Source organism: Streptomyces sp. NPDC025721, from assembly GCF_055558595.1.
On record NZ_JBVHMF010000018.1, the window covers coordinates 50646 to 64636 of the forward strand.

The window sequence follows — 13991 nt, forward strand, 5'->3', positions numbered from 1 at the left end:
CCTCAGACCGCTGCCTTCTCCAGCACGTCCGCCACCGCGGCGACATCACGGTGCCGCGCGAGCCGCTCCACAAACGGTGCGAGGCGCTGCTTCGGACGGACGGATGCGACCCCGTTGGCGAGGTCGAGCGCGCGGCCGGTGACCTTGGCGGCCTGTTCGATCTCTCCGGCGGTCAGGTAGGAGGCGGCCAGCCACGACAGGTAGAGCGCTTTGTCGCGGGCGTGGCTGTCGTCGTACCCGGCCAGTGCTGCCTCCAGCACGGGCACGGCGCGCAGCGGACGGCGCAGTTCGCTCCAGCAGCGGCCGGACATGATCTGGAGTTCGTTGCTGTCGACCCATGCCACCCAGTCGGGTTGGGGCGCGGCGCCGAGGTCGGCCAGTGCCTCCTCGGCGTGGCTGAGCGCCTTCTCCGCTTCCGTGGCGAGTCCCGCGACGGCGCAGGCCCACGCCAACCGCTCGTGGAGCAGGGCTCGCACCCCGGCCGGGGCGTCGGGTGTGAGGGTTCGGCAGGAACGCGCGGCGATCTCCACTCCGGCTTTCCGGTCGCCGGCCACGGTCTGGTAGGCGAGGAAGGCCAGGGCGTTACCGGCGAGGTCGGTGTCATCGGCTTCGACCGCCGCGGTGTAACTGTCCTTGTAGAAGCTGGCGGCATCCGTCTCCCGCCCGGCGTCGAATGCTGCCCATCCGGCTTGCTGAGCCTGTTCGGCGAGTACGGACAGCAGGTCGCGGCGCGTTTCCTCGGCGCAGGTCGAGTCCCGGAGCAACGCCTTCGTCTGCTGGTACTCGCCCAGATAGACGCGGTAGGTGTCTCCGCCGCCGAGCACGTCATCGAGCCGACGCAGGCGTGCGGTGCGCTCCCGCAGAAGTCCGGGGAAGTCCCTGCCGATGCGTCGCCCGGCGCTTGGCTTGGCCAGATCAGGAATCCCGGCCGCCAGACCGGCACCGGAACTTGCCCGAAGGAACTGCCTGCGCCGCACGTCTTCCCCGCCTCTCGCCGATCTGTCGTCCCGTTCAGGCAATGCTGGGACCGATTCCCCGTCTTCCCACGGACGGGTGGCAAGACCGAGGAGATGTCCGGGAATTCGCAGAGCGTCAGCGATGGCCACGAATTTGTCGAAACTCGTGACGCTGCCATGGCCCCGCGCCAGAGTTCCGACACGCTCGGGTTTGATGTCGCACTCGGCAGCGATCTTCGAATAGCTGATCCCGGCCAGCTCACGCACCAGCCGGAACACTGTCCCGAAGTCGTGGGCCGCGAGTGCTTCCCGTACGTCCGCGCGCTCGAAGAGCTCGTTCGGTAAGGCTGTTGGCGGCCTGTATGCGGTCATGAGTACCCCGTCGTGCCTGTTCAGCCGAGTGTGCGTCACACCCCGTGAAAAAGCGTACCCATGGTGGGGATACCCGAGTGCGGGAAGTGACAAGAGATCCGTCGCCGCACAGTCGGTGAACAGACCGCGGCGGTCGTACGGAAAGGCCCGTCGCGGCGGTCGGAGCCGGGAAATGCGTCTGGGCCAAGGTCGCCATTCCGGAGGCTTCGTGGACGCCGTCCCGTCGCCGCCCTTGTGGCGACGAGGTCGGTGACCCATGGCACTTCGGCCGCCGCTGAGCCCAATCGCTGTCCGTTGCCCGCGAGTCGGGCGGGTCTGCCGTGTTCCACAGCCTTGAGAGGACGTCCGCGCGTGCCTGGACCTTCGCTGTCGCTACCGGCTGCGGCCGGTGTCGACTGGACCGCTCTGCACAACTTCGCCGCTCTGCGTGGCCAGTTGCGTGTGTCGTTGACGCCGCGGTGCAACATCGCCTGCTGGTTCTGCCACAACGAGGGCGATGTGCCGCCGCCGATGACGCGGCTCGACCGGTCGCGGCAGCCGCGGCCACGGCAGCTCGACGCGGGCGCGTATCTCGGTGTGATCGGCGCGCTGATGGAGAGCGGGCTGAGGCGGGTGTACTTCACCGGTGGTGAGCCGTTGGCGTCGCCTATGGCGCAGCCTGTGCTGGAGGGGCTGCCGGAAGCGCGCCCCGACGCCTCGTACACGCTGATCACGAACGGAACGAGGGTGCGCACGCATCGGTCGTGGCTGGCGAAGACCCGGCTGGACAAGGTGAAGGTCTCCCTGCACTACTTCTCCGACGCGTCGCTGCGGACCATCGCCGGGACGCGGATCGGAATCGGTACTGTCCTGGACGGCATCGAGGCCGCGAGGGAGATCTTCGAGCGGGTCGAACTGAACACGCTGCTGCAGCGGGAGAACGCCCACGAGGTGCGGCAGATCCTGGACTTCGCGCTGGAGCGCCGACTGCCGGTGCAGTTCATCGAGCTGGTGGGCACCGACTTCAACGAGGGCCGAGCCGACTCGGCGGTGTCCGCCGACGGCATCATCGCCCACCTGCGGAGCCTGACCAGCGATGAGCACCTTGAGGTCGCCGGGGTCGGACAGGGACGCCGGGTCTTCCGTGTCGACGGCGTCGAGATCGACGTTATCCACCGGGATCTCGGCCGCCATCACGTCGGCCAGTGCGGGAGCTGCGCACTGCGCGTCCGGTGCGTGGAGGGTTTCTGGGCTCTTCGGGTCGACCACGGCGGCGGCGTCCAGCCGTGCCTGTTGCGCGACGACCTCCGCCTGGACGTCAGCGGCCTGCTCGCCGATCCGGCAGGGCTGGCTTCGGCGGTCGCCGAGCACGTGGCCGCCTTTACCGAGGGGACACTGTGAGCCTTCCGCCGCCGTACCGTCCACACGTTGTGGACGCTCCGCTGCCGTATCCGTTCATCGTCCTGGAAGGTGTGTCCGGCGTCGGGAAGTCGACGCTGGCCCGCGCCCTGACCAAGCGGCTGGGCGGCACGTCCCTGCATACCCTTCCCCCGCCCCACACCGCATGGTCGACGGTGGTGAACGAACGGCTGCGCGCCCTGCCGCAGTTCGCCTTCTACGTGTCCGGTCTGCTGCACGCCGCCGACTGCGTGCGTACTGCCCGCAGGAACGGCCCGGTGATCGCCGATCGCTTCGCGTCCTCGGTCATCGCATGCCACGCAGCCGTCCACACCGTGCCGGTCACCGACGTCAGCCGTCTGCTGGAGCCGTTCCGTACCTACCTCGAACCGCCCACTCACACCTTCTATCTGCGCTGCTCGGAAGCCGCGTTGACGGAGCGGTTGGCGGCCAAGCTCGATACCGAACAGGACGACGTGGACCTGTTCGCCGTTCCCGGCAGGCTTGCGCGGCTGCTCGTGAACTTCCAGCAGGTGCAGGACGCCGATCCGACGGCCGTCGCGCTCCACACCGATGACAAGTCCGTGGACGACCTGGCCGACTGGATCGTCACCCGCCTGGAGGCCCGTGATGCTTAACCCTGTCGACACGACCGCCGTCATCCGCGACAGCGGCGCGACCGGCCGTTTCCCCGGCGCGATCCACGAGGGTGTCGCCTGGTGGGTCGGCGCGTGCTTCGTCGCCGTAAAGGCCGCGCCCCGCTTGGCCGTGGGGCACGACGGCCATCCGACGTCCGCCGAATTCGCACGCCGACTGTGCAACGGGGCCGTCAACGCGCGGTACCACGCGTGCGCCGTTTCCTCCCTCGGCACCGTCACGGGGAAGGTCCTGCGCGCCTTCCTTCAGGTCGTACGCCCAATGCCAGCCACATACGTATCCACCGAACCCGCCTCGGACGGAACGGTGGTCGTCCGCGTCCAGCTCTACGACGAGGACGGCGAACCACTCCAGGAGGACACCGGTCTCGCCGCGATCCGCCGCATGATCGCCGAGGACCGCATCCCGCTCCCGGTCAGCGACAGCGCCCGCGGCAGCATCCATGACCTCGATCCAGCCGACGTGGAGGAAACGACGTGATCGACGCGGCCGAGATCATCCGCAAGGGCACCAGCATCCTGTTCGTCACGCTCGACTCACTGCGCTATGACGTAGCCCGCACCGCCCTGGAAGGCGGGCTCACCCCATGCCTGGCCGCTCTACTTCCCGGCGGCGTCTGGGAGCACCGGCAGACCCCGGGCACCTTCACCCTCCCCGCCCACATGGCCTTCTTCTCCGGCTTCCTGCCCAAGCTGCCCCGGCCCGTGCAGCCGCCGCGGCTGTGGGAATGCCGCCCGCCCGCCTTCGCGACCGTCCCGCCCGAGACTTTCGTCTTCGACGCCCCGAACCTCCTCAAGGGCCTTGCCCTGCACGGATACCGCAGTGTCTGCGTCGGCGGCGTCACCTACTTCTCCCGCGAAACACCGCTCGGCTCGGTGTTGCCCGGCCTTTTCGACGAGGACCACTGGCGGCCCGAATTCGGCTCCCCCGAACCGGACTCCACCCACCACCAGGTCGACCACGCGCTGGAGATCGCCGAACACCACAACGGGCGGCCTCTCTACCTGTTCGTCAACATCTCGGCCACCCACGTCCCCCACGGCCACTACCTCGGCGACAGCCGCGACACCGCTGCCTCCCAGCAGGCAGCCCTCGTCTACGCCGACGCCCACCTCGGCCGCCTGATCACCACCCTGACCGCCAGAAGCCGCTGGCTGATCATCCTGTGCGCCGACCACGGCGACGCCTTCGGCGAGGACGGCTTCCACGGCCGCGGTATCGCCCACCCGGTGGTCATGAACGTGCCCTACGCGGCCATGGTGCTCTGACGATCGCTAGCCTCGGGCGGTATGAGCGCCGATATCAGCGAGGCCCGGAAGGACAGCGGGGGACCTCGCGACGCCTCGGTGGTGGTGGCGAGGGACGACGAGGGGTTCGTGGCTGTTCTGAGCTCGTACTTTCCGGCGCACCGGGGCGAGTTCCTGTTTCTGCCCGGCGGGCGGCGGGAGTCGGGCGAGACGCCGGAGGAGTGTGCGCGGCGGGAGTTGCGTGAGGAGTCCGGCATCACCGCCACGGTGTGGCGATCGCTGGGGTCGTTCGCGCTCACCGTCGCCACGCCCGCCCGCGTGTATCTCTACGAAGCGCGCGGCCTGAGTTGTGGTCCGCAGGAACTCGCGGAGAGCGAAGCGGACTTCGCGCTCGGGTGGTGGTCCATGGGAGAGGCTTTGCGCGCCGCCGGGGACGGTCGGTTTCTGTTGCCCGCGGGGCCGCTCGCGCTGTTGCTGGCGGACCGGGCGGGGGCTCAGGGGGCTCAGGGGGCTCAGGTGTCGGAGGGGCGGGGGCCCAGGAGGCGGGTGTAGAGGTCGAGGAGGGGGGCGGACTCGGTCTGCCAAGACCATTGGCGGAGGATGTCGGTGCGGTCGTATGCCTTGCGGTAGCGGCGCGGGTTGGTGAGGACGGCGCCGACCGCGCGGACGAAGTCGGCGGTGTCGCGGGCGCGGAAGACCTCGCCGTTGCCGAGTTCGAGGGTGGCGGCGGCCATGGCGCGGACGTCGCTGACGACCACGGGCAGCCGGGCGTGGGCGTATTCGAAGTAGCGGGTGGCCAGCACCGTTTGGTGGTGCGGGAGTTGGTGGACGGGCAGGACGCCGATGTCGGCGGAGGCGAGGAAGCGCGGGATCTCGGCGACGGGGACGTACGGGAGGACGTGCAGCCGTCCGTGGACGCCGAGTTGGGCGGCGCGCTCGCGCAGCTCGCGCAGGTGCGGGTGGCCGGGGTCGGGCACGACGAAGGCGGCGTGCAGGTCGTACAGCTTGGGCAGCGCCTCCACGACGGTGGCCGGGCCGCGGTCCGGGGTGACGGGTCCTGTGTGCACCAACAGCGGGATGTCGGGCGCCAGATGGCAGCGCGCCCTGATGCCCGCGGGGTGCGCGGCGACGGAGGCGGCGGCCAGCGGCGGGGCGTTGCGGACCACGGCGGGCGTGGCCGCCAGCCGGTGCCGTGCGCGCAACTCCCTTGCCAGGCCCTCGCCGACGGTGACGACGCCGTCGGCCTCGGGCGCGAAGGTCCGTTCGTACGCCTCGCCCGCCACGGCCGCGCGGCGGGAGGCGGCCGGGGTGCGCGGCGGCGCGTCCCACACGACCTCGATACGGTGCCCCGCCCCTTCGGCCCGCAGCGCCGCGCGGGTGGCGACGCCGAGCGCCCGGTGGCCGAGCGCGTGGATCAGATGCGGGCGGACGGCGTCCAGCACCGGGCCGTACGCGACCTCCTCGTCCAGCAGGCCGGGGTCGAGGCGGCGCCACGCGCGGCGGCCGAGCAGCAGCCGCAGCGTCTCGGTGACGAAGTTGTCCAGCCGGGCCGTCGGGCTTTTGCGGCGGCGGACCGCCGCCAGGTACTGCGCCGCGCGCAGCCGTGTCCATCCGGCCCGCAGTCCGTGCCGCAGCCACGCCAGCGCGTGGCCCGTGCGGGCCGCCGCGAGCAGCGGCAACGCCCGGTGCACGACGTCCAGTTCCGCGGTGCGGGTGACGAGCACCGCGCGCTCGGCCGTCACCAGTGCCGTGCGGTGGTCGTACGCCGCCGCGCTCCGGTACGCCAGTGGCCAGCGCAGCCCGGGTCTCGGCCGCCGCACCCGGTGCGCGCCGAGTACGCCGCGCACGGCGACCTTCCGTACGTCCACGCCCTTCGGCGTCACCGTCGCCGGTGCCCTGCCGATCAGCGTGACCCGATAGCCCGCCGCCCGCGCCGCGTCCGCCACCCTCAGGGCACGCGAGTCGCCGTCCAATCCACCGGGGTCGCCTCCGGCGAGGATCGCTACGTGGGCCGGGGCCCTTAAACCCTCCGTCATTCCCGAAGCCAACCTCACGGGGGTGATCATTTGGTTACGTCAGCCTTGACGTGAGGCGAACGAGGCTGGGCCGCCGCCCCGTTGGCCCCGCCGGCCGGTGGTCCGACAACAGCCGAATCGCCCCGCTGGGGCCGGTGGTGACGTGCAGCCACGTCTCGGCCGACCGCGCAGTTCCTCCCCCGGCTACCGCTGGGAGGTACCCCCAGCGCCCGAAAGATCGGCTCGCCCCACAGCGTCAGCGCGGCCCTCGGCGTCGCGGAGTGGTGGCCGCCCAGAGGAGGAGGGCGGCGAGGCTCAGGGCGGCGCCGAGGGCGCAGACGGCCGGCCAGCCCGCGGCGGCGTAGAGGGTGGTGGCGGCGAAGGCGCCGGAGGCGCTGCCGAGGGAGTAGAAGACCATGTACCCGCCGATGAGGCGGCTGCCGGCTTCGGGGCGGAGGGCGTGGACGAGGGTCTGGTTGGTGACGTGGACGGCCTGTACGGCGAGGTCGAGGACGATGACGCCGACGGCGAGGGCCCAGAGCGACTGGCGGGTGAAGGCGAGGGGCAGCCAGGAGGCGGTGAGCAGGGTCAGGGCGATGCCGGTGGTGCGCTGGGACAGGCCGCGGTCGTTGAGGCGGCCGGCCGCGGTGGCGGCCAGGGCGCCGGCGGCCCCGGCCAGGCCGAAGGCGCCGATCGCGGTGTGGGACAAGGAGAGCGGGGGCTCGCTGAGCGGCAGCGCGACACTGCTCCACAGGACGCTGAAGGCGGCGAAGACCAGGAGCGCGAGCAGGGCTCGTATCCGGAGCAGGCGTTCCCGCGCGAACAGCGTGACGGTGGAGCGCAGCAGCCGCCCGTATCCCCCGGACGTTCGCGGAGCGCCGGGACGGGACGGCAGCAGGCGGTGCAGGGCCAGGGCGAGCACGCAGGTCAGGACGGCGGAGGTGAGGTAGACCGAGCGCCAGCCCGCGAGGTCGGCCAGGACGCCGGAGGCGGTACGGGCGAGCAGGATGCCGGTGACCACGCCGCTGGTCACCAGGCCGACGACGCGCCCGCGTTCGCCGGGCGGAGCCAGCGACGCGGCGAAGGCGACGAGCGTCTGGGTGACCACCGCGAGCAGTCCCACGGCGGCGAGCCCCACGAGCAGGAGCGCCGCGTCGCCCGCCGTGCCGACCGCCGTCAACGCCCCTGCCAGGAGCAGGAGTTGTGCCACGACGAGGCGTCTGCGGTCGAGCAGGTCGCCGAGCGGTACGAGGAAGAAGAGGCCGAGGCCGTAACCGACCTGGGTGAGGGTCACGATCGCGCCGACCGTCGCCGTACCGATCGAGAAGTCGCGGCCCAGGGTGACCAGGAGGGGCTGCGCGAAGTAGACGTTGGCCACGGAGGTGCCGCAGGCGACCGCGAAGAGCAGGGTGACGCCTCGGGTCAGCGTGAATCCGGGTTTCGCCGCGCCGGGCCCCGCGACCCGCGCCGTATCGACAGGAACGGCCTCCCCCACGACCTCGCACGCTCGTCCCACGCCACGCCCTCCCTCACTGGTTTCATCTTGCTACCAGGTGGACCATAGGCCGATCCGGTAGCATGATGCAACCAGGACGGAACACGTCACAGAGGGAGGGCGACATGGTGGAGCGGACCCGCTTCGACGACAGCGACTGCCCCGTCGCGCGCTCGGTCGACACCATCGGGGACTGGTGGTCCCTGCTGATCGTGCGGGACGCCTTCGACGGCAGCCGCCGCTTCGGGGAGTTCCAGCGCGGTCTCGGCGTCGCGAAGAACATCCTCACCGCGCGCCTGCGCTCGCTGGTCGCCGCCGGGGTGCTCGACACCGTCCCCGCCTCGGACGGCAGCGCCTACCGCGAGTACGTACTGACGCCGAAGGGCAAGGACCTGTTCCCCGTCGTCGTCGCGCTGCGGCAGTGGGGCGAGCGCAATCTCTTCGCCCCCGACGAGCCGCACTCGGAGCTGACCGACCTCCGCCAGGGACGTCCCCTGCGCACGCTGGAGGTCCACGCCGCGGACGGGCGGCGGCTCGACGCCGACGACACCGCCGTCACCAAAGTCACCAAAGTCCCCTGAGGCGGCGGGACTTGAGCCGGACCCGGGGCCCTGGGACTCAGGCGGGACCCGGGGACCTGGGGCTCAAGCCGGGCTCGGGACTCAGGCGGGACCCGGGACTCAGGCCGGGCTCGGGGACTCGGCCCCGTTCAGGCCGTGCAGGTCACGGGCCGAGTGGTTGATACCGGTCAGGAAGGTGTGGGCGCGCGGCGAGGCGGCGGCCGTCAGCCACTCCTGGTCGATGTCGATGACGACGATACGGACTCCCGTACCGCCGAGCGCGAGCGGCAGCGTGTGCACGACCGTGGACGGGAAGGACAGGACGGTACGGCCGATCGGGCCGCGGCGGGCGACGAGTTCGAGCGGGAGGTCGGGCCGGACGATCTCCAGGCCGGTCTCGGCGGCGAGCCGGTGGAGCTTGTCGACGGCCTCGCGGCGGTGCGCGAAGTACCGCTTGGCGCCGTGCCGTTCGGCGAGCGAGCGGACGACGGCGAGGTACCGCTCGGGGTCGACGACGCCGGTCTCGACGAGGGAGGTGCCGATCAGGTCGGTGCCCGCCAGCGTGCGCGGCGGCCCGAAGCGGCTGCGGGTCCAGGCGAAGCGGTTGGTGCGCAGCGCCATCCCCGGAGGCGGCGTCGCGGGCATCGCGCTGAAGAGTTCGACATGGCGCCGCTTGCCGGGCGTCAGGCGGCGGCGGGCCGCGGAGGAGAAGATCCCGAAGGCCGCGTCGACGGGCGAACGGCGCCGCCCCGAGCGGTGCCAGCGCACCAACCGGCCGCCTCTGGAGAGGATTTCGGTGAACTCCATGGTCGCGGTGCCGTCGTCCACGACGGTCAGCTCACGGGCGCGGCACAGCGGGAGCAGCACCTGGACGAGGCGTGAGAACGGGTCGCCGATCACGAGGTGCTCGACCCGGAAGAGCAGCGGCGCGAGCGAGACCGCCGTACGCAGGAGGCCGCCGCGGCTGCCGCGGGCCTCGAACCAGCGGACCACCGCGCCTTCGTCGCGGGCGAGTTCGGCCATGCGGCGCAGTTGGCCGCGGCTGGTGGGGTCGACCGGGGACAGGACGACGACGGTGAGCGGTCGCGCGACCGGTTCCGGTTCGGCGGGTACCGCCGGTTCACCGGTGGTGCGGGCGGCGGGGACGGTGGGCGGATGGATGTGCGCCCACTCCAGGACGTTGAGGAGCTGGACGGGTGACTCGACGAGCGCGACGGCGCCGATACCCGGTGCGGGCACCTGCCCGGCCGCGACTGCGGGCTTACCGGTCATGGCCGTTCCCCTTTTCCTCTGCGATTGTGCGCGGGACCGGGAGACCCGAAGGTCCCGCGGTCCCGCCGGTCCTGGTCAGTGATCCCCGCCGCCCTTCCGGGGTCAGACGGCGGCGGGTGCCTCGACGCCCGCGGCCTCGGACTCGGCGACGACGCCCGCGACGCGGCGCAGCTTCTTCATCGGGCCGAGCTCGCCCTCGTAGACCTTCTTGACGCCGTCGCCGAGGGAGGTCTCGATGATCCGGATGTCGCGCACCAGGCGCTCCAGGCCGGTCGACTCGACCGAGGCGGCCTGGTCGGAGCCCCACATGGCGCGGTCGAGGGTGATGTGCCGCTCGACGAAGACGGCGCCGAGCGCGACCGCGGCGAGCGTGGTCTGGAGGCCGACCTCGTGGCCGGAGTAGCCGACGGGCACGTTCGGGTACTCGGACTGGAGGGTGTTGATCATGCGCAGGTTCAGCTCTTCGTGCTTGGCCGGGTACGTCGACGTGGCGTGGCACAGCACGATGTTGTCGCTGCCGAGCACCTCGACCGCGTGCCGGATCTGCTTCGGCGTGGACATGCCGGTGGACAGGATCACGGTGCGGCCGGTGCCGCGCAGGGCGCGCAGCAGGTCGTCGTCGGTCAGGCAGGCGGAGGCCACCTTGTGGGCGGGCACGTCGAACTTCTCCAGGAAGGCGACGGACTCGACGTCCCACGGGGAGGCGAACCAGTCGATGCCGCGCTTGCGGCAGTACTCGTCGATCGACCGGTAGCCGGCCTCGTCGAACTCGACGCGGTGCCGGTAGTCGATGTACGTCATACGGCCCCAGGGGGTGTCGCGCTCGATCTCCCACTGGTCGCGCGGGGTGCAGATCTCCGGGGTGCGCTTCTGGAACTTGACCGCGTCGCAGCCCGCGGCGACGGCCGCGTCGATCAGTGCGAACGCGTTCTCCAGGTCGCCGTTGTGGTTGATGCCGATCTCGCCGGTGACGTAGACGGGCTGTCCGTTGCCGATGTGGCGGGAGCCGACGCGGCGGAGGTTTGCGGGGATGGATGTGGTCACGAGGGTGTTCCTTACGGGTTGGGACTGTCGGGGGGATGGATGTGTGCCGCCGGCGGGGCCGGGGTCGGCGGTCGTCGGCGGCTGCTTGTCAGCGGGCGAGAGTGGGGCCCAGCAGCCAGGCGGCGATCTCTCTGATCGCGCCGTGACCGCCCTGGGCGGTGGTGATGGCGCGGGCCGAGGCGCGCACCACGTCGTGGGCACCGGCGACGGCGACGGGCCAGCCGACCAGGCCGAAGCACGGCAGGTCGTTGACGTCGTTGCCCGCGTAGAGCACCCGCTCGGGCGCGATGCCGTTCTCCTCGCACCACTGCTTGAGGGCGAGGTCCTTGCGGTCGATGCCGTGCAGCACGGGGACCTTGAGCTTGCGGGCCCGTGCGGCGACGACCGGGTTGGTCTCGGTGGACAGGATGAGGACGGGCATTCCGGCGCGGCGCAGGGCCGCGACGCCGAGGCCGTCACCGCGGTGCACGGTGACCGACTCGTGCCCGTCGGCGTCGATCAGCACCCGGTCGTCGGTCTGGGTGCCGTCGAAGTCGAGGACGACCGCGTCGACGTCGCCCCAGCCGGGGGTCGTCGTGCGCGGGTCGAGCAGCGGGGCGAGGGCGCGGGCCCGTTCGAGGTCGGCGGGTTCGTCGATCTCCAGCACGCGGGCCGGGTCGGTGCGCACCAGCGCGGTCCTGCCGAAGAAGCGGTGGTTCGCGGCGCGGAAGCCGTCGGCGCGCATCGCGTACGCGGTGCCGGTCTCCAGCAGGTCCTGCGGCCGGTCCTGGCGGCGCGGCCGGGTGGACTTGTCGTGGTTGACGCCGACGGCGCCCCCGGCGGCGGGCGCGGTGACGGCGGAGGCGGGCGCGGTGACGTCGGCCGTCCTGCCCGATGGGGCTTCCGCGGTCCCGTTCACGGACTCGTGCGACGTGTCGGCCGCCGCCGCGTCCCCGGCCTCGCGCCATATGAAGCCGTGGAAGGGGGCGACGGTGTGGGCGGTGTCCGCGCCGCCGTCCAGCACCGCGGCGGCGACGCCGTCGACCTCCTCCGCGGTGATGAACGGGCTGGTGCACTGGACGAGCAGGACGACGTCGGTGGCCGCGCCGCTCATCGCCTCGTGGGCGTCCATCGCGTGCAGCACCGCGGCCTCGCTGGTCGCGGTGTCGCCCGCGATCGCCGCCGGGCGCAGGACGACTTCGGCGCCCGCGGCGCGCGCGACCTCGGCGATGGAGGGGTCGTCGGTGGAGACGACGACCGCGGTCACCCGCCCGGCCTCGACGCAGGCCGCCACCGCCCGCGCCACCAGCGGCACCCCGCCCACCGGCGCCAGGTTCTTCCCGGGCACCCCTTTGGACCCCCCGCGCGCGGGGATGACGGCAAGGACGCTTCCGGCCGGGGTGGTGGATCGGTCGCTCATCGGGTGACTCCTGTCGTCTTTCGGGCCCGGCGGCCCCGGCGCCCCGCTCCCGCGAGGGGCTCTGTGCTTTCGCCGCGTATGCGGAGGACGGCCGCTCCAGGGGCGCGGGGAACCGCGCGCTCGGCCGGGAATCGCGTGCGGGCCGTCACAGCTGGCCCCAGCGGCGGATGGTGGGGGCGACGCGCTGGACGCCCTGGCGGTAGGCGGTGCGGGCGGAGTTGCGGACGAAGTCGCGGACCGCGCGGCGGACGGGGCCGGGGTCGCGCGGGGCGAGGCCGCCGACGGGTTCGCCCTTGGGGTCGAGGCCGTGGCGGGCGAGGACGCCGGGGAGGTAACCGGGGGCGGTGCGCAGCGTGTAGTACGGCGTGATCCGCGGCAGTTCGGGTTCGGCGAGCAGTGCCTGGACGCGGGCGCGCAGGGCGGCGAAGGGCGCGAGGGCGGCGACACCGTGGGCCGCGGTCCAGTCGGGGTGGGCGTGCGGCACGTGGCCGTCGTCCAGTTCGTCCCAGGAGGCGAAGCAGCCGGAGCCGAGGAAGTGGTGGTTGCCGAGCGATTCGCGGATGCCGAGGTCGGTGAGGATCGCGGTCGGGATGCCCCGGTGCAGCGATTCGAGCGCGGCGGTCGAACTGACCGTGACCAGCAGGTCCGTACGGTCCAGGACCTCGGCCATGTTGCCGTAGACCAACTGGAGGTTGTCCGGCGGATCGAGGGCGGCGACCAGCTTCTGGTACGGGTGTTCCTCGATGTGCGTGGTGTGCTCGCCGGGCTTGCTGCGCAGCTTGACCAGCACCTCGCGCTCGGTGTGCCGCCGCGCGTGGTCGACAGTGCGGCGCAGCAGGTGCGTCCGGTCGGCCCGGCCCTCGGGCGCGGACGGCTGCACGGCGAAGGTGACGGTGAACGGCCGCTGGTCGTCGGGCCGGTACGGCTCGCCGCCGAGGAACGGCAGCGCGGTCTCGACGATGCTCGTGGTGCGGTAGCCGACGCCTTCGTACACGTCCCTGAACCGCCGTGCGTCGTCGGCGCTGTTGGCGAGGACGACATCGGCCCCGGCGCGCAGCAGGAGACCGTCGGCGAGCTTCTCGTATACGACGCCGACGTATCCGGTGACGACCAGCGGTCGCTGCGGGCGGCCTTCCCAGGCGCGCGCGAAGCCGTGCAGGAGCGCCTGGACGGTGCCGCCGACGCAGGAGATGACGACCACGTCGCAGCTCTCCTCGTCGATGTCGGCCAGCATCTCGGCGGCGGTCGCCTCCTCCATGGAGTCGGCCGGAATACCGAGTTCCGCCAGTTGGCGGGGCGTGGGGGTGGCCCGGCCGCGCAGCAGCCGCGCGTCGAGTCGGGCCTCGGGGTCGATCCGGCGCGCGGTCAGCGCACCCCACTTCCACCGGGTGTCCGAGTCGGCGATCACAGTGACCCGCAATGGGCCGGGCTTACGTTTTGGCACGGCAAGACCTTAGGAAGCCGTTGAGTTCATCGTGCTAATTGGCGACCAACAGCAGGTAAACATAGAGCCGCCACTTAGCCGTCTGCCGTGGATAGGCCAGGAGTTCTCCGACCGGCAGAAGAGCCCGTGCGGGGCCTGCTTCATCGCTCCGAC

Annotated in this window: 13 protein-coding genes; 6 read left to right on the forward strand and 7 right to left on the reverse strand. The window is 71.9% G+C overall.

The window, feature by feature from the left end; translation table 11 throughout:
* Positions 1-2 precede the first annotated feature (2 nt).
* Positions 3-1328, reverse strand: coding sequence for an XRE family transcriptional regulator (locus ACZ4EF_RS23835; protein WP_467506349.1), 1326 nt, complete (start codon positions 1326-1328; stop codon positions 3-5).
* A gap of 351 nt (positions 1329-1679) precedes the next feature.
* Here ACZ4EF_RS23835 and ACZ4EF_RS23840 point away from each other — a divergent pair, with 351 nt between their 5' ends.
* Genes ACZ4EF_RS23840 through ACZ4EF_RS23860 form a run of 5 tightly spaced genes read left to right on the forward strand, consistent with a single transcriptional unit; the run spans position 1680 to position 5161 of the window.
* Positions 1680-2708: a radical SAM protein gene (locus ACZ4EF_RS23840; protein WP_467506350.1), complete on the forward strand. Its 1029-nt coding sequence runs from the start codon at positions 1680-1682 to the stop codon at positions 2706-2708.
* A 29-nt stretch (positions 2709-2737) separates the two neighbouring features.
* The gene (locus tag ACZ4EF_RS23845; protein ID WP_467346805.1) at positions 2738-3343 is read left to right on the forward strand and encodes a dTMP kinase; all 606 of its coding nucleotides are present in this window, start codon (positions 2738-2740) and stop codon (positions 3341-3343) included.
* Positions 3336-3842 carry a hypothetical protein gene (locus ACZ4EF_RS23850; RefSeq protein WP_467506351.1) on the forward strand — a complete coding sequence of 169 codons (507 nt, stop codon included), beginning with the start codon at positions 3336-3338 and terminating at the stop codon, positions 3840-3842. The genes ACZ4EF_RS23845 and ACZ4EF_RS23850 overlap by 8 nt, the downstream gene beginning before the upstream one ends.
* Positions 3839-4630, forward strand: a complete 792-nt coding sequence (locus tag ACZ4EF_RS23855) for an STM4013/SEN3800 family hydrolase (protein ID WP_467506352.1) — start codon at positions 3839-3841, stop codon at positions 4628-4630. The genes ACZ4EF_RS23850 and ACZ4EF_RS23855 overlap by 4 nt, the downstream gene beginning before the upstream one ends.
* A gap of 21 nt (positions 4631-4651) precedes the next feature.
* Positions 4652-5161 carry an NUDIX hydrolase gene (locus ACZ4EF_RS23860; protein WP_467506353.1) on the forward strand — a complete coding sequence of 170 codons (510 nt, stop codon included), beginning with the start codon at positions 4652-4654 and terminating at the stop codon, positions 5159-5161.
* Here the strand turns inward: ACZ4EF_RS23860 and ACZ4EF_RS23865 are convergent.
* Together ACZ4EF_RS23865 and ACZ4EF_RS23870 are read right to left on the reverse strand one after the other, a co-directional pair.
* Complete coding sequence (locus tag ACZ4EF_RS23865) at positions 5122-6582, reverse strand: glycosyltransferase (RefSeq protein WP_391163313.1); 1461 nt, start codon at positions 6580-6582, stop codon at positions 5122-5124. The genes ACZ4EF_RS23860 and ACZ4EF_RS23865 overlap by 40 nt on opposite strands.
* 298 nt (positions 6583-6880) lie before the next feature.
* On the reverse strand, positions 6881-8050 hold the full coding sequence (locus ACZ4EF_RS23870) for an MFS transporter (RefSeq protein ID WP_467506386.1): 1170 nt from the start codon (positions 8048-8050) through the stop codon (positions 6881-6883).
* A 194-nt stretch (positions 8051-8244) separates the two neighbouring features.
* On the opposite strand from ACZ4EF_RS23870, the gene ACZ4EF_RS23875 reads away from it, so the two are divergent.
* Positions 8245-8700, forward strand: a complete 456-nt coding sequence (locus ACZ4EF_RS23875; protein WP_355336887.1) for a winged helix-turn-helix transcriptional regulator — start codon at positions 8245-8247, stop codon at positions 8698-8700.
* Positions 8701-8799: 99 nt separating this feature from the next.
* On the opposite strand, the gene ACZ4EF_RS23880 is transcribed toward ACZ4EF_RS23875, so the two are convergent.
* The 4 genes from ACZ4EF_RS23880 to ACZ4EF_RS23895 all read right to left on the reverse strand — a co-directional run bounded on the left by ACZ4EF_RS23880 (position 8800) and on the right by ACZ4EF_RS23895 (position 13838).
* A complete protein-coding gene (locus ACZ4EF_RS23880; RefSeq protein ID WP_402711149.1) occupies positions 8800-9951 on the reverse strand; it encodes a hypothetical protein in 1152 nt (383 codons plus the stop codon).
* Positions 9952-10053: 102 nt separating this feature from the next.
* Complete coding sequence (locus ACZ4EF_RS23885; protein ID WP_355336885.1) at positions 10054-10995, reverse strand: N-acetylneuraminate synthase family protein; 942 nt, start codon at positions 10993-10995, stop codon at positions 10054-10056.
* An 88-nt stretch (positions 10996-11083) separates the two neighbouring features.
* Positions 11084-12394, reverse strand: a complete 1311-nt coding sequence (locus ACZ4EF_RS23890) for a cytidylyltransferase domain-containing protein (protein ID WP_391163315.1) — start codon at positions 12392-12394, stop codon at positions 11084-11086.
* Positions 12395-12539: 145 nt separating this feature from the next.
* A complete protein-coding gene (locus ACZ4EF_RS23895) occupies positions 12540-13838 on the reverse strand; it encodes a DUF6716 putative glycosyltransferase (RefSeq protein WP_355336883.1) in 1299 nt (432 codons plus the stop codon).
* Positions 13839-13991: the final 153 nt, after the last annotated feature.

What these genes read in the sequence shown, in the direction of transcription:
- ACZ4EF_RS23835 (WP_467506349.1), bottom strand. Translation starts at nt 1,328, where the DNA reads ATGACCGCATACAGGCCGCCAACAGCCTTACCGAACGAGCTCTTCGAG.
- ACZ4EF_RS23850 (WP_467506351.1), top strand. Translation starts at nt 3,336, where the DNA reads ATGCTTAACCCTGTCGACACGACCGCCGTCATCCGCGACAGCGGCGCG.
- ACZ4EF_RS23860 (WP_467506353.1), top strand. Translation starts at nt 4,652, where the DNA reads ATGAGCGCCGATATCAGCGAGGCCCGGAAGGACAGCGGGGGACCTCGC.
- ACZ4EF_RS23875 (WP_355336887.1), top strand. Translation starts at nt 8,245, where the DNA reads ATGGTGGAGCGGACCCGCTTCGACGACAGCGACTGCCCCGTCGCGCGC.
- ACZ4EF_RS23880 (WP_402711149.1), bottom strand. Translation starts at nt 9,951, where the DNA reads ATGACCGGTAAGCCCGCAGTCGCGGCCGGGCAGGTGCCCGCACCGGGT.
- ACZ4EF_RS23890 (WP_391163315.1), bottom strand. Translation starts at nt 12,394, where the DNA reads ATGAGCGACCGATCCACCACCCCGGCCGGAAGCGTCCTTGCCGTCATC.